Origin of the sequence: Peteryoungia rhizophila, from assembly GCF_004912145.1 — a bacterium.
GTDB lineage: Bacteria > Pseudomonadota > Alphaproteobacteria > Rhizobiales > Rhizobiaceae > Allorhizobium > Allorhizobium rhizophilum.
In genome coordinates, this window is the sequence record NZ_STGT01000004.1 from 468,547 (window position 1) to 489,594 (window position 21,048).

General features: G+C 58.1%; 18 protein-coding genes. 10 read left to right on the plus strand and 8 right to left on the minus strand.

Annotated features, from left to right (window positions below; genetic code table 11):
- Positions 1–87: 87 nt before the first annotated feature.
- Both E9677_RS18365 and E9677_RS18370 read right to left on the minus strand, forming a co-directional pair.
- Entirely contained in the window at positions 88–564 is a 477-nt protein-coding gene (locus E9677_RS18365; RefSeq protein WP_136559480.1) for a hypothetical protein, read from the minus strand.
- A gap of 84 nt (positions 565–648) precedes the next feature.
- Positions 649–3,423 (minus strand): ATP-binding protein, encoded by a 2,775-nt coding sequence (locus tag E9677_RS18370; protein ID WP_136559481.1) that lies wholly within the window; start codon positions 3,421–3,423, stop codon positions 649–651.
- 680 nt (positions 3,424–4,103) lie between these two features.
- Between E9677_RS18370 and E9677_RS18375 the strand changes: the two genes are divergently transcribed.
- Positions 4,104–4,361, plus strand: coding sequence for a hypothetical protein (locus E9677_RS18375; protein WP_235883028.1), 258 nt, complete (start codon positions 4,104–4,106; stop codon positions 4,359–4,361).
- Between the two features lie 551 nt (positions 4,362–4,912).
- Positions 4,913–5,266 (plus strand): hypothetical protein, encoded by a 354-nt coding sequence (locus tag E9677_RS18380; protein ID WP_136559482.1) that lies wholly within the window; start codon positions 4,913–4,915, stop codon positions 5,264–5,266.
- A gap of 340 nt (positions 5,267–5,606) precedes the next feature.
- Here the strand turns inward: E9677_RS18380 and E9677_RS18385 are convergent, their stop codons facing one another.
- Positions 5,607–6,557 carry a LysR family transcriptional regulator gene (locus E9677_RS18385; protein ID WP_136559483.1) on the minus strand — a complete coding sequence of 317 codons (951 nt, stop codon included), beginning with the start codon at positions 6,555–6,557 and terminating at the stop codon, positions 5,607–5,609.
- A gap of 116 nt (positions 6,558–6,673) precedes the next feature.
- On the opposite strand from E9677_RS18385, the gene E9677_RS18390 reads away from it, so the two are divergent.
- Together E9677_RS18390 and E9677_RS18395 are read left to right on the plus strand one after the other, a co-directional pair.
- Positions 6,674–7,210, plus strand: coding sequence for a hypothetical protein (locus E9677_RS18390; protein ID WP_136559484.1), 537 nt, complete (start codon positions 6,674–6,676; stop codon positions 7,208–7,210).
- Between the two features lie 12 nt (positions 7,211–7,222).
- Positions 7,223–8,209 carry an NAD(P)H-quinone oxidoreductase gene (locus E9677_RS18395; RefSeq protein WP_136559485.1) on the plus strand — a complete coding sequence of 329 codons (987 nt, stop codon included), beginning with the start codon at positions 7,223–7,225 and terminating at the stop codon, positions 8,207–8,209.
- A gap of 275 nt (positions 8,210–8,484) precedes the next feature.
- On the opposite strand, the gene E9677_RS18400 is transcribed toward E9677_RS18395, so the two are convergent.
- Positions 8,485–9,144 carry a helix-turn-helix domain-containing protein gene (locus tag E9677_RS18400; protein ID WP_136559486.1) on the minus strand — a complete coding sequence of 220 codons (660 nt, stop codon included), beginning with the start codon at positions 9,142–9,144 and terminating at the stop codon, positions 8,485–8,487.
- 376 nt (positions 9,145–9,520) lie between these two features.
- Here E9677_RS18400 and E9677_RS18405 point away from each other — a divergent pair, with 376 nt between their 5' ends.
- The 4 genes from E9677_RS18405 (at position 9,521) to E9677_RS18420 (ending at position 13,359) form a co-directional block, all read left to right on the plus strand.
- Positions 9,521–9,862: a DUF4870 family protein gene (locus tag E9677_RS18405; RefSeq protein WP_136559487.1), complete on the plus strand. Its 342-nt coding sequence runs from the start codon at positions 9,521–9,523 to the stop codon at positions 9,860–9,862.
- A gap of 24 nt (positions 9,863–9,886) precedes the next feature.
- The gene (locus tag E9677_RS18410) at positions 9,887–10,279 is read left to right on the plus strand and encodes a hypothetical protein (RefSeq protein ID WP_136559488.1); all 393 of its coding nucleotides are present in this window, start codon (positions 9,887–9,889) and stop codon (positions 10,277–10,279) included.
- Between the two features lie 86 nt (positions 10,280–10,365).
- On the plus strand, positions 10,366–12,300 hold the full coding sequence (locus E9677_RS18415) for a hypothetical protein (protein ID WP_136559489.1): 1,935 nt from the start codon (positions 10,366–10,368) through the stop codon (positions 12,298–12,300).
- A gap of 66 nt (positions 12,301–12,366) precedes the next feature.
- Entirely contained in the window at positions 12,367–13,359 is a 993-nt protein-coding gene (locus tag E9677_RS18420) for a hypothetical protein (protein ID WP_136559490.1), read from the plus strand.
- A gap of 771 nt (positions 13,360–14,130) precedes the next feature.
- On the opposite strand, the gene E9677_RS18425 is transcribed toward E9677_RS18420, so the two are convergent.
- From E9677_RS18425 to E9677_RS18435, 3 genes are all read right to left on the minus strand, one after another.
- On the minus strand, positions 14,131–14,805 hold the full coding sequence (locus tag E9677_RS18425) for a hypothetical protein (protein ID WP_136559491.1): 675 nt from the start codon (positions 14,803–14,805) through the stop codon (positions 14,131–14,133).
- A gap of 227 nt (positions 14,806–15,032) precedes the next feature.
- Positions 15,033–17,657, minus strand: a complete 2,625-nt coding sequence (locus E9677_RS18430; RefSeq protein WP_136559492.1) for an AAA family ATPase — start codon at positions 17,655–17,657, stop codon at positions 15,033–15,035.
- Complete coding sequence (locus E9677_RS18435; RefSeq protein WP_136559640.1) at positions 17,654–18,775, minus strand: metallophosphoesterase family protein; 1,122 nt, start codon at positions 18,773–18,775, stop codon at positions 17,654–17,656. The genes E9677_RS18430 and E9677_RS18435 overlap by 4 nt, the downstream gene beginning before the upstream one ends.
- Before the next feature lie 334 nt (positions 18,776–19,109).
- Between E9677_RS18435 and E9677_RS18440 the strand changes: the two genes are divergently transcribed.
- Both E9677_RS18440 and E9677_RS25640 read left to right on the plus strand, forming a co-directional pair.
- Positions 19,110–19,685, plus strand: a complete 576-nt coding sequence (locus E9677_RS18440; protein ID WP_136559493.1) for a hypothetical protein — start codon at positions 19,110–19,112, stop codon at positions 19,683–19,685.
- Positions 19,686–19,728: 43 nt separating this feature from the next.
- Positions 19,729–19,803: a hypothetical protein gene (locus E9677_RS25640; protein WP_235883036.1), complete on the plus strand. Its 75-nt coding sequence runs from the start codon at positions 19,729–19,731 to the stop codon at positions 19,801–19,803.
- A gap of 308 nt (positions 19,804–20,111) precedes the next feature.
- Here the strand turns inward: E9677_RS25640 and E9677_RS18450 are convergent, their stop codons facing one another.
- The gene (locus E9677_RS18450; protein WP_136559494.1) at positions 20,112–21,002 is read right to left on the minus strand and encodes a LysR family transcriptional regulator; all 891 of its coding nucleotides are present in this window, start codon (positions 21,000–21,002) and stop codon (positions 20,112–20,114) included.
- Positions 21,003–21,048: the final 46 nt, after the last annotated feature.

Sequence of the window (21,048 nt, forward strand, 5' to 3'; positions counted from 1 at the left end):
GGTCTCCATTGCTTCTAAGGTGACCTGAGGATTTTGACGTCAATCACGGACGCTGTACGAGTGAATCATCGTAATTCCATGCGAACCTTATCGTAGAAGCTTGTCGAGCCACGTCACATCACACGTTGGACTGGAGATGATGACAAACTTCCGAGGAAGCTTCGCCAACGACCAGCTCTCAAGAATCGCGATAGGCTTGCCTGTTTCCAAGAACGTCTGCTTGAGAGCTAGCGCCGCTCCCAAACGGTCACCTTCGCTTGGGAAAAATACAGCGGCGTCGAAATCTTCCACGATTATATGCTCGATCGGCAGGGTGTCGGCTATCTCGCTTCGCGCGACAGGATCTTGAAGAAAGGGCGCTATGCCTGGATCCTTTGCGAACCGCCGCATGTCTGCTGCTACGATTGGGAACCCTCCGCCTTCGCAGGCGAGCACTGGTTCGAGGTCAGCATGCCGAATGCTGAAGTAGATTCTTGCAACCGCACGCGCGAGTTCTTTGTCGGGTGCGGCGACAGAATCACCGCCATCCACGACAATTAGTATCCTGGTTTGCACGGCCACCATGCCTTCGCCTCTTCAAAACAAGGCTATGGGCTCGTTCCTCTGGCAACCAGTAAGGACTTGTAAATCGGTGTAAATGCAATATGGCTAATGAAGCGGCCTTCCGCCCGGTCCTTCTGAATCGGTCCGTGCTTGTTCCCCCCCTTGACATCGAGGGTTGTCGCCGGTGCCGCTCAAAATCTGGGCTTCATCTAAACACACCATTCGCTCCCACCCGATCGCTTTCTGCTTCCTTGCTTCGATCTTGGCGGCCTCGAGCCATTCAGCTGCAGCTAACGCAACGTCCGGCCCCTGTGCGTTGTAGTACAATCGGCCTTTCAGTCGCAAAAGGTGTGGCTTGCACCACCTTTCCCCTGAAGATTCGCAATGGGCCAGAGCGACGTCGAGAGCTTCGTCTGCTTCGGAAAATCTTCTAAGGCGACAAAGCGCGCGAGCCTTAACTGATATAAAATACGTCCTGAAAAGACTAAATCCCGCGCCTTCAAGCACCGACGTGCTGACAGAAAGGTCTTTTAGGCATTCCTCGGCGTATCCATCTCGGAGCTTTATTTCAGCTTCAAAGCAGGTCGCGTATGAATTCCAAACATCTAGCGAAAGCGCCTTGGTATGTTCCTTTAGGAGGGCAATATAGTATTTCGCGAGATCAATCTTTTCTTCGAGAAGTGCGAGAGGACACGCAGCTTCCGCAAGTACATTGGTGAGCGAAAGCTCATGCCCAATTGACACCGCTTGCTCCACACTGGACTGAACTTCTTCCAAGGCTCGGTCAGCATCCCCCAGCATCCATAAATCACGTGCAAGTATAATCCTCGCGGTGATCCGCTGATCGAATTGGAACCGGGTCGTCTGCGGCGACGGTAGGCGGTCATACTCCATTATCATTTCTTGCAAGAGGTCACGTGACTGCTCGTGCTGGCCAAGCCAGTGCAACGTTGCGCCTAGAAGGCGTTTCGCCACCACCTTGTCAAAAGGATCACTGGAAGCGGCTGCCACGCTGGAAAAGCGGTGTGCGAAATGGAGACCCAGTTGCGGTTCCGCCCTGTTGATCGCGTCCACCCAGATCGCCCAGATCGCTCGGAGCTGATAGTCGATATCGCCGAGCTTCTCTGCGATTTTCAACACCTCGCTCCAGGCGTCAACTCCTTTGCGCGGAGAGTCGGCAGAGTGCATCTGCGGCCATCCCAGCGCGGTGTAAAGCTTCATCTTGCGACGCTCATCAGCTTCGGGGTCTGCTTCAACGCGAGCTATCGCCTCGGTGACTGATCGGAAGCACTCGTCGAGCATGGATAGACGAAAGAACAGAGGCAGTGCCGCGACTGTGAGTCGGACCCCGATCGATGGATCGCCCTCACCGCCAAAAGCCCACTCCAGCGCCAGCCTCAAGCTTGGCACATGCTGCCCGAAATCCTCTGCCCAGTCGTCGGTGGACGTCGAATAAAGCTGCTGTTCGTTGAGCTCGAACAGGCTGGAAAGATATGCGGCGAGCCGGGCTATCGCTTCATGATGTAGTCCGCTTTCCTGGAGCTTTTCCGCTGCATATATCCTGGTGGTGTCCAAGAGCCTGTACCGGGTCAGCTCGGATAGCGGTTCAGCCACGACTAGAGACTTCTGGACCAAGCTTTCTACAACGTCATCCGGAGCCGCTAAGACAGACAAGGCAGCATCGCCTGTAAACCAGCCTCTGAAAATTGACAGCTTTTGCAGAGCGCTTTGCTCCTCTGCAGTAAGGACAAAGTAGCTCCAGTCTAAGGTAGCTCTCAAAGTCTGATGACGCGGGAGAGCCGTCCGTCTCCCGCGGCTCAATACCCGGCAACTCTCCTTCAGAGACGCAGAAAGTGCTTTGGCCGACATACTATCCATACGCGCTGCTGCCAGTTCTATAGCAAGCGCGATGCCGTCGAGTTGTTGGCACAGCTCAACCACGTGGTGAACATCCTCACCATCCAGCTCGTATCCTCCTCTACAGGCTGAAGCACGTTCAACGAACAGCTGCACCGCTGGCGATTCCATCGCACGTGCCACGTCGGCTTGAAGTTCGGGAAGATCTAGTGATCCGAGGCGGTGGACCCATTCGCCTTGCGCCCGCAGGGGCTCCCGACTTGTAGCCAATACGCGGGGCGTTGAAGTAAGATAAAGGAGAGACTCCACAAACAATGCGGCCTCATCTACTACATGCTCACAGCTATCCAGAACAATGACGATATCGCGCCCTTCGAGCTCCCTGGCAATATCTCCATCGATGTCGTCAGTTTTTGAGAGAATGTCGAGCTTAGTAGCCACCTCAGTAGATATAATTTCACCCGAGCTCAGTTCGGCAAGATCCACCCAGACTACTTCCGCAGCAACCCGTCGCAGCAAAGCTCGCGCCACCGTTGACTTGCCGATGCCGCCCGGCCCAACGATGGTGAGTAGCCGAGCGTCGGATAGCTTCGTGGTCAGCGAGTCGATGACTTGAGCACGGCCAAAGAGCTTGGCGTCAGCCATTCTGCGGTCCGTGTTCAAGCTATGTGCAGATCTTTGCGCACCGTCATCAAGTGATGAGGTGGCATGCGTCACGACCTGCGCAACAAACGTATAGCCGCGACCCGGCACGTTGGTGATGTAAACAGACTCTCGCTTTGCATCACCTAAGGCACGGCGGATGGCAGAAATATGGACTCGCAGGTTTGTTTCGTCGACGAAGGTATCAGGCCACGCGTACCTGATAATTTCAGCATTGGTCAAAAGCGTCCCAGGATTGGAAACGAGGCACGTCAAAATGTCCAGTGCCCGACTGCCCAAGGCTACCGCGCTACCTTCTTTCAGAAGTGTTCGTCTTGACGGTCTTAATACAAAAGGACCGAATTCTAGCTCGACTTCCACGATCTATCGGCCTTCGTCTTCCCCTGCTAATTGGCACCGTTACTGCAGTCGCTCAGTATCGGACAATACGATACAGATTCACACTCACCCACACGGGTACAACGTAGGAGCCAACTGGCAGCATCGACTCGTCGGATGCATCTGAGACCAGCTCCCCGCTCTTAACCAGCAGCATCGGTCACCCGACGCAACGTTTACCTGAAGAAAGCGCACAGCCACGGCCAACGCAAGTCTCTTCGCCTGAAATTAGCAAATGTGAAGCTGAAGTTCGACTAAAGTTTTGCACCAGTCGCCCCGAGCACTGACCACGAGATACACCTTTACTATTCCTAGTTGAAATCCTACTTTGAACAGCCATTCCTGATTGCGGGCAGCATCGTGCATGCTTTGTCACTTTAACTGCACATCAAACATGCAGGAATGACCTCACTCACTCCAAAGCCATACCATCGTTCATTCGTCACTGCCTTTTGCATAGCGTTCCCGAACCAATGTGCGTCGCGGGTAGACACAGGTTCAGTAGCGATCAACGGGTGCCGATGACATCCTGAACTGGCTGATCAACCACGCGGTCACCCCCCAGAGACGCGGATTAGCACCCTTCAAGGGTTTTCCTCTTGAACGTTACAGCGCGATCAACTTGCCAACTTCGGCATCACAAAACTAGAAGGACTCTTAAAATGAACGTCATCCTCTCCACCCTTTCCGCCGCCCTGATCACAGTCACGTTCGGTTCTGCTGCCTTTGCGGCGCTTCAGCCGATCCCGGGCTCCATCACCTACGATAATCCGAATGCCATGCTCGAGAAGGCACCAGCTGGTTCGACCTTCTTCCATACATTTCCGAATGGCGACGGCCGCGATGTTCGCGAAATTTACAAGGTGAACCAGGACAAGTCTGTGACCCTGGTCAACCGCACCGTCTCCAACGCTTCTTAAGCTCATACTTCTGAACCTAGCAAAAAAAGGCCGGCGGCAGCACCTCCCCGCCCGCCGGCCTCATCCCTGCACTGCGAAGCTCACCACATTTGTCCCGGAAAGGAAACAAGATGCGCTCCATCATTTTCGCAGTGACGCTGACACTCGCCACCGGCGCAGTCGCGTCCGCCAACATTCCTCCGTTTAACCAGATACAACCTGATCTTTCGTTCTGGCCCAAGCCTCCTCAAAGCCAACTTCCGCCCGAACCTCTTTGTTCGATCCCGAAGCCTCATCCTGATGTCGCCGCGCTCAACCTCCGGGTTAAAAAATCTGCACGGCTCCCAAGGTGTCACCAGCGCGTGCTTTGAACAGCTTTCAATGCCTTTTTCTGAGTAACTGGCGGCTATCAGGCGCGACAGCTAGGCGCACTCCCACCCACCGCCTGTTGGCTCAAGAGACAACCCGCACCTTTACCAGCCTGCGCGTTGACCACACAGGGTCGAGCGGTTTCGGCAGCGCAGCATGCGCACCGGAAAGCCAGGCTCATCAAAGCTCTCGAGGAGAAAAATATGCGTCTCTTTCTTACACGTATGATTAGCACCATCGTTCTTCTCTCGCCGCTCGTAGGCGAGATGCAAGCACAAGCGTCAATTTCGATGAACTGGCCCACGGAATTGGCGGGAACGATCGCGACCTTCAACGGAGGCTTCAATGTGCAGAATGTGCGCCACTACAACACGGATCGGGATAATCAGAATCCGTCAGCGAAATCTCTTCGAGAAAGGGACATTGCGTTGATCCAGCGCGCTATAAGATCAAATAGCGGATTGGCGGATAAGCTGGCACTCGCAGGTGTGAACGTTGCACATGTTGTGAACGCCCAGCAAGCGGCAAACGGAAACATTACGTTCTGGATCCGGTAGATGCGGCACGACAGTATGAGTTGCTGTCAAGCGTTTTGAGGAACTGTCATGTGGAGCGCTTCGGTCGGCTCGGTTGGATAAGTGCCTCGACCCTTGGCGCAGTTTCGTGCGCGGGTCGGGCTCGATAGAGACATTAATCCGGGCACAAGTAGTTCCGATGCTGCATACATTTCACGGCGGTCGTGGCGTCGCCCGTTCGGCCGCGCAGCGGGCGAAGGATCCGTTTGAGCCAGACAATGCACTCCCTGCCGTTGAACGTGACCTGCAACAACTGCGTTGCCTCCAACGCTCTTGAAGAGAATCGAACCGTCACTCGACAAGTTGTGGGAGTACTGACTTCCTAAGCATTTGATTTGTCGACCGTTGCTATTCCCACATCAACCCACCGCGGCGGTGCGCCAATATGGGCCTTGAGTGCTTCCGTAAACGCCCTGACCTTGGCGGACGGCACCTGGAGAGCACGCAGGAGATAGATGCCTGACGATCGCTCGTTCCATCGCTCGCCGCGGAGCTTCAGCCGGATGAGATCACCTGCCTGCGTGGAGGGTCCCGAAACCCAGCTTGGCAAAAAGGCCACTCCCATTCCGGAGATCGCAGCGCTGTTTAACGCTTCGAAATCATCGGACCGGAAAGCCACCTGTTTGCAGGCTTCGCCGGCGGGGCTTCCGAAAACATCAGACCATCCGAGCAGATCATTGCCATGGAGCTTGTCGAGAAGGCGATGATGGCGGAGCGCATTCTCGTCTCCCGGCTCGCCATGCTGTTCGACATAGCCACGGCTTGCAACGAGGATGCGGTCAAGCGGAGCAAGCTTCGTGGCAATCAGGGAGCTGTCCGCAAGCTCCCCCATCCTCACCACCAGGTCGAGCCGTTCGGCCACGGGATCAGCCAGCCGCTCGGTAAGATCCAGCTCGACATGCAGGCCCGGGTGTTGATGGGCTAGCGATGCGAGAACAGGAATAACATAGCGTTTTCCGAAAGTCGGGAAACAAGCGATCCGCAGCGTGCCGCTGACCGCACTATCGAAGGCGGCAACCTCGGCATGGGTATCGGCCAAATCGTCGAGCAGGCGCTGGGCGCGTTCAAACAGGTGACGGCCCGCGTCCGTCAATGACAACGCCCGTGTCGAGCGAACAAGGAGAGTAACGCCCAGGTCCTGTTCGAGCGCATCGATCTGTCGAACGACAGCCGAAGGCGTGACAGCCCTGCGCCGAGAGGCAGCTGAGAAGCTCCCTGTGCGGACAACGTCGACGTAAACAGCAAGATGTTCAGCGAACCGTGGGTCTCTCATCTTTGCCTACAGCGCAAAACCGTTTCGACCATTCAGTTCGTTATCATCTGCGGGCATCCGGAGCACTTTCCTTTTCGTCAACGGGCGGTCGCCCAACAAACAGAAGGAACACTCCAATGGTCAAGGTCCTAGATACAATTCTCTCCCAGTCCGCCTATTCCGCAGAGATCGACGTTCCGTTCGAAAAGATCGACATTGCCGACTGGCTCTTCACCCTGCCGGAAGCCGAATACCTGCGCTGCTGCCCGCCTGATCACATTGCAGCCGGCGTCACATGGACCGACGACGGTCGTCGCATGTCGATCAATGTTGAGCAGATCGGCTCGGGCCTCGTTGTGCAGCATTATGTGGCCGAGGTCGCCGAGCCTGCCTACTGCCGCATGAACTCGATCTCCGATGTCTTCACAGCCAACGGACGGACCCAGGTGAATGTTGTCTGGGAACTGATTGCCGAGAAGATCGACGATGGCAGGACCCGCTATACCAACAAGGTTACCGCCCATCCTACGGATGTGTTCATGGCTTTCCTCAGCGAGCACAGCATCAAGTTCGAAGATGCTGCGGCAGCCCGTCAGGCCGCAGGCGGCGACCACAACAGTCGTGAGACACCACTCTTTGCTGCAAGCATCGCCCGCCGGGCCCTTTCCAAGTAAGGAGATATCCAAATGAAGGCGATCATCTTCGATGACTTTGGAGGCGCGGATGTTCTGCACCTCGCCGATGCACCCATGCCCGAATTGCGCCCAGACGATCTTCTGATCAAGGTCATGGCGGCCGGTGTCAACCGCGCTGACCTTCTTCAACGCGAAGGCGTCTATGGCTCGCAAAGCTACGGAGACAGCCCTATTCTCGGGCTTGAGGTCGCTGGCGAAGTCATGGCCATTGGAGACACCGTTAGCGGTTTTGGTGTCGGAGACCGTGTCATGGGCATCGTCGGTGGGGGCGCATATGCCCAGTATGCCCGCCTCGATAGTGGAATGGCAGTTGCCATTCCGGCGAGCTTGTCCTTCATCGAGGCTGCCGCAGTCATGGAAAGCTTTGTCACGGGCTGGGAGGCGCTTGCCCATCTCGGACACGTCGCAAAAGGCGAGACCGTCCTCGTTCATGCTGCAGCAGGCGGCATCGGATCGGCTGCCGTCCAGCTTGCGAAGACTGCCGGAGCCACTGTCCTGGCCACTGCTTCGGCAAGCAATATCGACAACGTGCTGTCACTTGGAGCCGATGCTGTTTTTGATTACAAGCGGTCGGACTTCGAGGCGGAGGTCGTCGATGCGACAGCATCTCGTGGGGTCGATCTGATCATCGACTTTGTCGGCGGGCCCTACCTCGCCCGCAACATTCGCAGTCTTGCTCCCGGCGGGCGGCTCGTCCAGGTTGGTCTTTTAGGGCGCGATGACAACGCCATCATTCCGCTCGGCGTCGTGCTTCATAACCACCTACGGCTGATCGGAACGGTCATGAAGTCACGGTCGAGGGCGGAAAAGAGAGCAATGGTCCAGCGCTTCACGGAACAGGTTCTGCCGATGATGGGACAAGTGCTTAAGCCGGTCATCGGAGCGGTATATCCGCTCGCGGTTACATCGGAGGCCCATCGCCGAATGGAGGCTGGCGGGTTGTTTGGGAAGATCGTTCTGACAGATTTTCCTGAATGACGCAGGCACACGGCGCGTCCGACCAATCGCCTTGAAGGGATCTGAACCGGCGACCCGTGGCTCTGAAAAGCTAACCGCCTGATACTGTTTGGCAACGTCGTCCATCATATGAATGGGCATAGGATCAGGAACAGATGCTGGGGCTACAACCTGACAATAGGTAATCTGACCACCCGACCGTTCGGCTGTGCTCACCAGGATATCGATGTGATCGGGTATGCACCTAAACGGCTTGAGTCGTTGTATTCCGAGGCAAGGAGGGCTCGGGGCGAAGCCTATCCCTTGCGCGCCACTTGGGTCGCCACAAGCTTTGCTACCAAATGAACCAGGTTGCGGGCGTCGAAGCGGTTTTTCAGCTTGTCGATACGATGCTCAATAGTGCGCGGCGAGAGGTGAAGCACTTGCGCGATTTCCTTGGCGGTGTGTCCCTCGATGAGAAGCTGGATGACGTTGTCGTCCGTCGTGTCGGTCTTGGCATCCTGCACCGGCGGCATGAAGAAGCGGCCCTCGGCGAGACTGATGCACCAACCGGGTTTTCCTTGGCTCTTCTGTGGTAAGATCAGGCGCTCGTAGCCGATGCGAATGCCGATGAGCTTCACCTTCACCATGTCGATGGTCGGGCGACGCAACTCAAGCGCACTGAGATAAGCGGGAATGATGGCATCGTCCACGAAACCACGATTTAGATCGCGCAGCGGAGCATCCGGGAATTCACGCTTCATCCGATCAAGCTGCGGGCTTTTGAAGCCAAAATCCGTGACCCGCCGAAACTGCCAGTCATAAGGATCATCGGGCACGGTGCCAACAACCGAAAGCGCCATCTTGATGGTCAACTTTCCTAAAACCGCGGCGTAAAGATCTTCCGACCTCGTATTGGAATCGGATTGCAGCCAAGCGTCGATCAACTCATGGCAAAAGGTATTGAAAGAAGTCATTCGATCCGGAAACTGTCATTATTTGCAGACGCATATACACTGTATATTTGTTAGCAAACCATTGTCCGCATGACTGAATCTCAAAGGTTTTTCAGCGCCTAGAGCACGCAGAGGACACGCGCGCATCCGCTAACGATTTCTTCAACATAAGAGGTCGCAGTTAACCCGCGACATCAGCAGAGGGTAATTCTACCGTCGGCATTTTTGCCCTGTTTAAGATTTTGGTGAAAATGTGGCAATCGACAGCGGCGATGATTGCCGTGGCCATCCGCCCGGATGGCGCCACTTGGGACAGGCCACTCCGGCCATACCCCGCATCATGAGAAGCGGCCCCATTTTCTAGCCCAAATGATTAAACGAAAACGGAGTTGCCGAAATGACCGACGTCACACAACAGATCGTTGAAACGCAAGAGAACAAGACCCTGGGCTATGTGGCCGGTTTTCTCATGCTGGTCTGCGCGCCCGCCGGCGTGATCCTGAGCTATATCGACCGCGGCAAGGCTTCCCCGCTGCTCGCTTCGCACTACAGCTACCTGATCGGCACGTTCTGGAAGGGCCTGCTGTTCCTTGTCATCAGCGCCATCCTGACCTTCGTGCTGATCGGCCTGATCGCCTATTTCGTCACCTCGATCTGGTATCTCGCCCGCTGCATCAAGAGCCTCGTCTACCTGCATCGCGGCGATGCCATCGCCACCCCCTCGACCTGGCTGTTCTAAGACATGGGCAGACAGGACAAGGCAATGCGCATGATTTCCATGAATTCGATGACACGAATTGCAACGCTGGGCGGCCTCGCCGTCCTGCTCGCCTCCTGCTCGGGCGAGCCGTCGGCGAGCGACATCAGCAAGGCGATGAATGCCTCGATCCAGGCAGAAATGCAGCAGGTGAAGGGGCTGACGGCAGGGCTTGCGGCGGGATTGCCCTCCGGCACTGCCAACCCGATGGATGACCTGATGTCGATGCAGGTTTCCGACCTCGAGAAGATCGGCTGCAGCGAGAGCGGCGACAACGCCTATCTCTGCGATGTGAGCTACACGCTCAAGGGCGGCATGTTCGGCAAGAAGGGCAAGACCATGACCGCGCCGGTGCGCATGCTCAATGCCCGCGACGGATGGGTAGCCTCAGCCCGCTGACGCCACTGCTGGCCCTACCGCCGACCTATGGCCGCCCGAGGGCGGCCCCTTCCACGGCTGCAGACTTCAATCCAGAAAGACATAAGATGCGATATCTCTTCACGACGGCGCTGGCCTCCGGCGCGCTCATCGGCACGGCTCTGAGCGCTGTTACCGCCAGCGCCCAGCAGGCGCAGAAGATCCACTATTCCGGCGGTTTCAACTGCGGCGAGGACGAATACACGACGAACTGGAACATCCGCAAGGATGCCGCCGGCGAGATCGCCTTGACCGTCTACTTCCAGCAGCGCGGCTCCAGCCAGGTGAGCTGGCTCGACCTGACCGAGCACAAGTCGGCCAAGGGCATGGAGCTTCGTGATGCCAATGGCAATCCGCGCCTCGACGTGGCGGCCGATGGCGACACGATCCGCGCGTCCTGGATGAGGGGTGCGCCCCAGCAGGATTGCTCGATCTTTGCCGTCAGCCGCTCGGACAGCCCGCGCGACCGTTTCGACCAGCTGTTCACGCTGCTGGATGCACCCGCCGCTGACGAGGACGCGGCGGCGAAGGTGGCGGATGAGACCCGTTTCCCGCCGATCGTGCATGCCCTGCCGGAACTGGACCAGAACAGCTATTCGCAACGTTACCAGACGTCGCTGGCCGAATTCTGGAAGCGCTATCGCGAAACGATGACCAGCGAGATCGCCGCACTGCCGATCACCACCGAGGCCGAGCGCCAGGCGCTGAAGGCCCGCGTGGATGCGGCCCTTTCCAGCACGATGCGCGCATCGGCTGCCCAGGGCGGCCATGAGGATATCCTCAGGATGCTGCAGACAACGGCCGACCGGCTGGCGGATGCCGGCATTGATCCGGCAGCCATCCTTGGCACCAGCGATGCAGCCTTGATGTGCCAGCGCTATGCCAACATCAACTACGCGTTCCACTATCAGGACATGGACAAGGTGCAGATCGCCATGGCCGTGCCGCTCGATTACTGGAGCCGTGACCTTGCCGAAAGGTTCCTGGAGGATGCTCCGGGCTGCAGCGTCATGCACAGGAGCTACACGGAATCGCTGGTCAACACTTGGGGCGACATCCAGCAGCGCCAGCAGCTGATCCAGACCATGCGCGAGGAACAGGCGCGCCTGCGGGCGCTACCGGCAACGATGGACACGCTGGTGGACACCAACAATCTTCAGCCCGATTCCGAGAAATTCCGGCGGGGCTACATGCCTTCCGACCTAGCGGAACGCTTCTTCGGCGCGCCGCTCGATGCCCGCCGCGCGGAAATCCTCTCTGTCGCCATGAGGGAACTCGACGGCAAGGTCGCAGCCTACACAATCGACCAGCCGGAGACGGCGACGCAGGTCAGCGATCTCTGCAACCAGCTTTCCTACCTGCGCAATCTCGATGACGTGGCCAAGGGCTCCGTACACGAAAAATGCGAGACGGCGCAGGCGACGCTGGAGGAAAAGCAGAGCGTTGCCGCGCTGGCGAAGATCGAGGCTGCCTTTGCCTCCGCGGAGCCGGACAGCGATGCAGCCAAGGCGGCGCGCGAACTCTGCGACAGCCTGCCGGCAAGCCTGAACGGCAGTGCACGCACCGCCGCCTACGGCGCCTGCCAGGACGAGACCGTGAAGCTGGCCAAGAAGCAAGACGAACTGCGCTGCACCACTGCGCTGGCCAATTCCGGTGTTTCCGCCGACTTCCTCGAAACCACCGTGGCGGTAACCGATACCGACGGCATGTCGAAGGCCCCGCTGAAGGACCTGGTCTGCGGCGGCGCCACCCGCGAGATCGCCGTCAGCTTCTCCTCCAGCGGCATCCTGATGTGGAAGACCCACGCGATGACCGTGAATTTTCCCCGCGACGATGCCCCGTGGCGATTCGTGCTTGTCAAGGACGAGGCAGAGGACGGCGCCGACTGGACGCTGGCCGTCGAGGATCCTTCGACGCTTGAGCGGCTGGACAAGGAGGACATGCCAGTCGAGATGGTCTCGGCCTGCTTCACCGGCTCTTCGGCCTGCCGGCCCGGCCGGTAATGCGCAAACACGGCGGTGGGCGAAACAGGCCCGCCGCTCCCCCTTCCTCCATCGCGGATCCCCTCCATGACTGCTTCCAGACTGTCCGCCCTCGGGCTCATTGCCGGCCTTGGTCTCGCGCCCGCCGCCCCCACCGCCAATGCCGTCGAGTTCCGTTCGACCTATTCCGAAACCCGCAATTGTCCGGTGACGGAGGAAGGCGACGATGGCTTCATCCGCGAATGCACGGGACCGGGCAATGTCCGTGCCGTGCTTCAATATGTTGATGGCCTGTTCGGCGTGTTCTATCTGCCAATGGGCGGCAAGGCACGGATGGGGCTCGACGACATGCTGGAGGTTAGCCCCAACGCCCGACAACCGTATGGCGCAAAACACGAATGGCGCCAACGGGTCGGCGATGGCGCTCCCTGTGCCGCCATCATCCGCGCCTACACGCCGCTCGGCGAACTGCTGGTCGTGACCGAGCTTGCGACCGGCAGCCGGCTCGGCCGGGTCAAGACCAACCAGCAGGCTCGCGACCTCGCTGACCGCGCCTGCAGGAACATGGACCAGCAGCCCGCCGTCGCAGCCACCACCACCAGTATCGAGACTGGTTCCGCCTTGGCGGCAAGGCCCGCATCCCTACCGCCATCCACAACGACGACGACCGCCGCGGCGATGGTTCCGGTAGCAACCGACGACATTGACGGTCTGATCGCGAGCGGCCAAGAGCGCTTTAGGAAGGTATATATCGAGACCGGCATTTCAGGTGCGATCGAGGCAATCGAAGAGTGCTACAGCGCCTTTAATCGCGAGCCGTCGTTCGCGCGGCTTGTCCAATGCGGCGCCCTGGACCTGGTCGCAGCTGATACTGATCAGTCGGTTCTCGCCGGACAAAGCGATCTGCAGCAAGCCTTTCTTGCAAAGGAAGCCCCGGCCGAGCGGATTGCAGCCGGAGTGGCTCGACTCGGACTTGACCACGCGGCGCGTGACAACCTTAGCGAAGTCCTTGGAATCGGTGCTGCACCTACGCGGCAGTCACAGAAGGAAACTGGGTCGGTTTTTGATTTTTCAGAATAACGATGGCGTATCACCGAGAGGTCGGCACCTAATGCAGGTGGCCAAAGACTGAGCTCCAAGCACGGAACAGCTGGGCCAAATGGGCGGAGCATTGCAGCTTTTCGGCGATCAGAGATGAATTGCTGAGGCGGTCGCATAGGCCAAAGCAACGGCTTTCGCTTTGAACGGATTCGAACTAGCGACGCGTTGGTAACAGCCGCATCTCAATTGTTTTTGCTTCTGATTTCTAACGCCACCGCGCCGTTCACATGAGATTTTTCCTGGGCATCAAAGGCAGCTTGGCTGACCGACCGCTGCGTAAGATGCGAATGGAACCGCTTGCAGTCCAATCGCGAACAATATGCCGTGGCATGCGGCCCAGAACAATTTGCTGGCTCGGAGTTGAGGCCGGATGATCGATGTCAGCAAGATCGCGATACTAACGAAACCCACGGCAAGCCAAAGGAGCGTTAGCGGGGGGTTATAAATCATAATCACCTGGAGACAGCTCGTAAGCATATAGTGTCCTGCCGTCGCGTAAGACCAAGCCACCACCGCTATCCAAAGCGCCGTATGCGCGAGCATCGCCCCGCGCCTCAAACTCGTACTCTTTCGCAGGTCTGCCTCCATCGTTGCAGCTTCTTCGTTCATCAGGATTTCGCTCTATGGCAAATGGAACTGCCGGACGTGACCGCACGTCATGTGTTACGTCACCTCCCGCCAGATCTGGGCTCGGCACGCTGCCAGATATGGACTTCCATGAGCTGCAACAGATGCCTCCTGACCACAAGCTTACTTTGAAAACCTGCCGAAGCGTACGCTAGTCCGCCTTGGCACCTTTTCTTCGCCCTCGAACCTCCAAGTCACGCTGAACTGGTGCCCGCCCACCGAAGGAATCCAGGCAAGTAGAGTGTTTGCAAGCACGTACCCTCCGGTCCAATCAGAAACGGCCGGGAACGAGCGCAAGACATCTATGAAAGCAAAAAACTCTCTACTGCATCCAACCGCATGTTGCTGCCGGGTATACATAGAGTAGTCGTGATACCGACACCGAAAGCCATCGCTTTCCAGAATTTTCATGAGATTGAGGCTATGCGGATTCTTCTCATGATGCGGTTTCGCGCCAGACAGAATGAGATGCAGGCAAACCTCCATATCACGCTCATTGCGAACACGGTGGAATTGCAACCGGCGCACTCCCGAGCTGTCCGTCCATAAGCAATCATCAGCTGACTGAAACCTGTAAAACGCAAGCGCGTAGCGTCCGCGATCGATTGGATGGCGGGTGGCCCACAGCGCTGGCAGGCGATGCCCCATCTCGAAGATCTTCTGCTCGGCGCTCAGACGACGAGGATCCCAATCTGTTTGCCAAAGGCCTACGGCTAAAGCAGGAAGCAGCAACCAAGCGAGGAACAAATTGATAAGGCCGCCCAGCATGGCCACGAACATCAACAGATATTTCAGCATCCGCGATGTCCTATGAGATGATCGGAATTCATCACGGTCCACATTTTGGCGCCACCTATAGGTGTTCCGCTGCAAACCTAAACCTATACGCATGCTGCTCCAACGGCACAAGGTTTGTCCGCCGTCTGCAAGATAGGCTTTCAGCCGCGCATGGCGTGGCAGCTTCATGCGGAAAGCGCGACTGACTACCTGGCCTTTATGGAGACGAGCGCCGCAGATTGGAACATCTACGGCTGCCAATCCTTCATCTGCAGCACATTTCCTCCTAGCTTCTGAAACGCCCGCTGACGGCAGGAGAACACGATAATCTGCTGATCTCGAGACTGCCTGTGGAGTGCGTCGAACATCCTTTCGATGCGGTCGTCGTCCGAATAGACCAGCGCATCATCGAGGATGACGGGGGCCGGCCGGCCGTCACGCGCGAGGAGCCGCGCAAACGCCAGCCGCGTCAGCACTGACAACTGCTCCCGCATTCCGCCGCTCAGGCGGTCGACATCCTCTTCCTGCCCATTGCGCAGGATGGTCTGGGGTAGAAGCGTCTTGTCATCGAAGGTGATCGAAACATCGTCGAAGAGCAGTCTCAGCAGCGGCCCGAGCTCAGCCATGACAGGTTTGAGGTAGAGTTCTCGAGCCTCAGACCTGGCATTTTCCAAGGCAGTGGTCACACGCTGGAGGACAGCCACCTCCTTCTCGAATGCCGCCACCCGCGCAATCGCCGCAGTGAGTGCCTCCGAGGTCTCCCGCCACTTCTCTTCTACGGCTTCGTCGGATTGTGCCCGGATCTCTGCGTTCAGGCCGGCCATGGTCTCCCGTAGTGTATTGATCTCCTTGTCGACCGCAGCTTCGATCGAGCGAGCACGGGTCAGCGCCGCTTCTATAGACGCGAGATCACCGGCATCTTCACCCAGTTTGAGGACATAGGCCTCCGCCTCAAAAAGCGATTTATCCAGATCGCTTAGCTTGGCAGATAATGTGTGCTCGCGCTCTGCACGCGCTTCTTCCGGCCCGAGGATCACAGCCAACTGTGCCTGATCGGAAGTCAGAGACGCCAATCTCGTCTCCGCGGCGACGAAGGCGTCATCGGCACGAGACTGGTTTGGCTCTACCTCACGGAGGGCGAGACGCGCCTGCTTGCGGCGTTCTTCGGCTTGTGCCAGCGCGGTGCGAAGCAGCGCCGGATCCTCATCCAGGTCGAGACCCTCAAGGCCGGTCGTGTTACCTGCTTCGACTTCCTCTCTGAGTTTCGCCAGGCCCTCTGGAGCAATGAAGGACAGCCGGTCTTTCAATCCCCGCAAGTCAGAATCGGCCAGTTGTGCCCTTGCCTGCCTGTCTCGCGCTGCAGAGAGTCTATCGACGCCCATTGACGCAAGAAGGGCGGTTCTTGCCGCTTCTGCCTGCACCAGTTGGTTGTCGCTCCGACCGGGGCGGTTCGAACGCAAGGTAATTGTCCCAATTCCTGCGACTTCAAGCCGAGCATGTCCGTCGTAGGTCCGGTCTTCGCCATCTACCAAGGGCTGGCCGTCGAGGGTCACCGTTCCGGCTGTATCGGCTTCGTAGTGGATCGAGACTGACGGGCGAGCGGCCTCATCGATGGCACGCAGCTTGGCGATTTCGACTTCGCATGCTTGCAGTTCCTCGATGGACTTTGTCGGGATTTGCAGAAGTGCGAGTTGAGCCTCACCCTCTTCAATGCTCTGACGTAGCTTCTCCGCCTCGGCCAATCGCTGCTTCAAGTCAGCCAGGCGTTTGTGCGCCTCGCGTGCCTTTGTTGCCGCCTCGAAGTGGGTTAGCCGCTCGCGGAGCTCCTGCTCCTCAGCCTCCGCGAGGTCCACGTTCTCACGTGCCTTTTCGATTGCGTCGGACGCCTTCCGGCGCCGCTTGATTGCTTCAGCCCGATTGATCTCTGCAGAAGAAATATCGCCTTGCAGAAGGGCTGCCCTCTCCCGAGCGCTGGTAAACGCCTTAAACTCCCGCTCTGCTGCGTTTCGCCGTTCGCGAACAAGCTTCAGTTCCGCTTCTGCCGTCTTCAGCTTTTCGTCCTGCGCCTTGGCGGCATCGAACCTGATCTGGGCTGTCTGAATGGCCGCCCTGCGCTGTTCTCTTTCTGGAGGACTGTCGAGTTCGACGAGCTTCGCTGCTGCGTTCGCACGTTGGTCTAGCGCTTGGCGCAATCGAGTTACCTCGGCTGCCAGCCGCGCCTCATCCGCGGCGAGCCTATCACGTTCCTCGATCGCAGCCGCGTAGCGACCGCCAGCCTTCGGCCTGCCGGTCCCCGTGACCATGTCTGACAGGGCCTCTTTCACGGCCGCCATAATCTCGGCCATCCGACGCCCACCAGTGACTGCCTCCACTTCGCCTTGGACGGATTCGAGGAGGCTCTGGCGTACCTGTTTCTCCCCCTCCTCCTCGGTCCGGCTTCGCTTTTCAATGCCCGTGATGCCTTGGCGTACCCAGAGGAGGCCTGCAGGTCCAGAGGTCCCTCCCCTGATCAGGCTGCTGATAAAGTTTTCTGCCTCATCCGCTTGAGCGACGAGCTGACCGGAGCCAAGATCGAGCACTCGGGCTGACCGACCACCATAGTACTGCTTGGTAATTCGGAAGTTGCCCTCGCCGGTCGTGATATCGGCCTCGACCAACGGGTTTCCACCACTATAGGGGCGTAATCTCTGAACATCACTCGGGGTGCCCGAATGAGGTTGGAAGAAAAGTGCATGAAGGGCTTCAAAGCTCGTCGATTTGCCGTACTCGTTGGCGGCGCAAAGCACGTTCACGCCATCTCCGATGCCTTCGATGGCAACACCGCGGCCGGCGAACCGTTTGACGTTGAAGAGACGTAGGGCCGAGATCTTCATGCCGTAATCGCGTGAGTATAGGCGTAGAGGCGCATCAAGGCCGCCCGCGCGATCTCGCGCTCAGACAAGGGTCGACGTTCATCCGTAGACTCGGCAAGCAGCGCATTGGCAGCTTCACGCAGCGCGCCGCCGCGATCGATCTGGTCAAGGTCTTCGAGCTCGCATTCCGTGGCTAATCCATCGTGAGCCAGCTCCAGAAAAGCGAAATCCGGAGCTGCCCTTTCAACCGCGGCGACGAGCTCAGCACGCCCTGCGAGGCGAGTGTACCCTGATGCCACCACCCGGATCAGCGAGTTTCTGCGTTCCCGCAAAGCCGGGAGCAGGGAATTGAGTGCAGACTCTGGAGCGTCGCTTTCGAGCAGATGAAGATCGAGGCTACGCCAAGCGAAGGTCGCGGTGGGCAACGCCTCAATGTCCGGGATGCTCGACGGGCCGGCAATCGTGACCAAAAGGGCCGTACCCGGCGCGTCGTGCTTGAAACGGTCAGGCTCTGGCGTCCCACAATAATGGGTTCGCTGGTCTACACTGACCATGCCGTGCCAATCGCCGAGCGCGAGATAGTCGAGCCCTGCACGTCTTGCCCGGTCCGGCGCGATGACCTCGGACACGGCACCCTCTTCTGAAAAACTGCGAATGGCTCCATGAGCCAGTCCAATCCGCAGCGTCCCATCGGGTGTCGCTTGGCCATCCATCCATTCCGTCAGGTCTCGGCCAGGGCGACGGGTGGTGCACGGTGCGGGCAACAGGACGACACCGCTCGCCTCGACCGGCTGAGGCTCCACCGCGAGCACAACGTTTTCGGGTGCTTCTGCCCTTAACGTGGTCCAGAGCTGGGAGGCCTGCAGGGAGTCGTGATTTCCCGGCAAGATGACCCACCTGATCGCGGGATCGTGCGCCATCTCGGCAAAGGCTTGGCGTCGCACGTGCGAGGCAGGCGTCTCGGTATCGAAGGTGTCTCCTGCGAGAAGCACCGTTGTCGCGTTTTGCTCGCGCGCGTGTGCAGCCAGCCGGGCGATCGCGTGGTGTCTTGCATCCCGCAAACGGCTGGGCAAATCACCCTCGAAGTTGCCGAAACGCTTTCCAAGATGAAGATCGCTGGAATGAATAAATCGAAACATGACCACCAGACTTTTGAGAGGCTTATCGGGACCTAGATGCAGAACCGCCCCGAGCTCGAATACCTTCAATTTGAAGGATTGAGTTCAGCTGTCCTTCAAGGATTTCCGCTACCAAACCGCGATGTTTCACGAGATTCTCGCATCAAGAGCCGTCTCAGCGAAAGGGCCTGTCGCTCAGTTCGCTCCTTATCTTGTTCTGCAGGCACTGCCATGGCTTCTCCTAGCGACTGTCCTGCGGTTGTATATGAAGACCGCCCCAAACGCACTTGTGCTTTTGATGTTCGTCTCGGTCCAACTATGTGTCTTCATAGCCTTTCTGGCCACCTGCGAAAGAATGATCAAGCTGTCAGGTGGCTGGACGTCGTTGGATCGGCTCACCATGAGGCAACGGGCACGCTTTGCTTGGCAGGTGATCTGGAGGTTGCTCACTGTCTTTCTCGGCGCGGTCGTGTTGGCCGTCACTACAGGGGTAGACAGATATGCGGCTGCAACCTTGTGGGTCGGTTTTGATGGGCTGGCGTTTCCGTGGCGTCAGGGAGTGCTGCAGGTGTGGATCGCTTTCATCGCGGTAATCACCTTCATCTTTGTCCTTGAGAAAGGGACTGGAAATCTGGTGAGGTTCACAGGCGTACTCAGACAGGTAAGAATCCACCGACATTCCCTGTTCTTCTCCGGGATTTACCTGGGGGTATTCCTGGTGAGCATCACGTTTATTCAATCCAAACTTGCACTGGTGCTGGGTGGCCTTCTTGATGACGGGAAGCTCGGAACGGTCCGAACATATCTGCTGATCGGCTTTCTCGTCCTGTTCTCATATCTCCGCATTTGGGTCGTCGTGGCAATTTTGACCTATTCGATTAGAGCCTCGTATCGGCGCCTGGCCTCGGGCCGAAGTTTACATTGCCCGTGACCTGATCACGCCCGATGAGATCATGCGACTGCCGGCTGAGGCCATGATCCTGTGCGCCCAAGGGCAGAGGCCGGCGTTGGCGCGGAAGATCGGCTACTATGCGGACCCGGAGTTTTAAACGCTATTCGATCCGTCTTGAGCAGCAATCAACGTACCTATCGAAACAGCCGCCCAAAACCCGCCCGGATCAAAGCCGCGCACGCGAGATCCGGGCCGGACAATGAAGAATATCGGAGCTTTCAGCATCGCGGCGACCGCAGGGCGCGAAAGCGGGAATTCTCGTCACGTCAGGGCCCGAAGAAGGGAAGCCGCAGGAGCCTGAGCGGAGCGACCCGAAGGGTCAGGCGGGACCGACTTCCCCCGGCCATGGCGTTCCGCATGAAGGGGCACTGAGCTTGCTGACCACAGTCGCAAACCTCGCCGCCCTCACCTGCCCGGCCGCCCCAGAGACCTCGCGATGTCAATGATGTCATCGCGTGCAGCCGTCGGATCATCCTTGCTCCAGGCGACACCGAGCCCGATCTTCAGATCGATACCCGTCACCTTCTTCAAAACGACGTCCCTGCCCGGCAGATCCCCCGTCCATTCCGGGGCAAAGCCGACACCGAGGCCTGAGGAGACGAGTGAGATCAGTGAGAAGGTATCGTCACAGGTATAGGCGACATTGTCATTCAGCCCGTGCTCCGCGAAGGTCTCGGAGAAATAGCGCTCCGTGTAGGAAAGATTCTGCCGCTTGAATGCGATGATCTTCTCAGCTTTCAGATCCTCGATCGTCACTTCTTGTCTCGATGCAAGCGGATTTCCGATCGGCACCGCCAGCAGATAGCGCTCATGGGCAATCGAAAAGAAGCGCAAGGATCCGATGTTCTCGACAGGCCGGATGAAGCCAAGATTGAGTTTGCCGCATTCCAGCTGGCGGATGATATCTGCGGTCGAGCCATTGGAGACATGCAGGCGGATATCAGGAAACTTCCGCCCGATCCGGGCGAGAAACGCCGGCAACACGCCCGTCGTTGCCGGATAGATCGTCCCAATCCTGATCTCCCGCATCGTCCTTCCCCCCGCCGCACGCGCCATCTCCGCTGACAGATCGAGCTCTCCCAGCATCCGCACGCATCGATCGTAGAACACTTCCCCTGCCCGCGTCAGTTCGACCTTGCGAGTCGAACGCACAAGCAACGGCACGCCAAGCCCCTTCTCCAAGGCCTGGACCTGCGTACTCAATGCCGGCTGAGCAATGTTCACCCGCATGGCCGCACGCCCGAAATGCAGCTCTTCAGCAACGGCGACGAAGTAGGAGAGTTGGCGGAGTTCCATACGCAGCTCCATTCGTTGCATCAGCCACTCGATACAAGCTGATCAG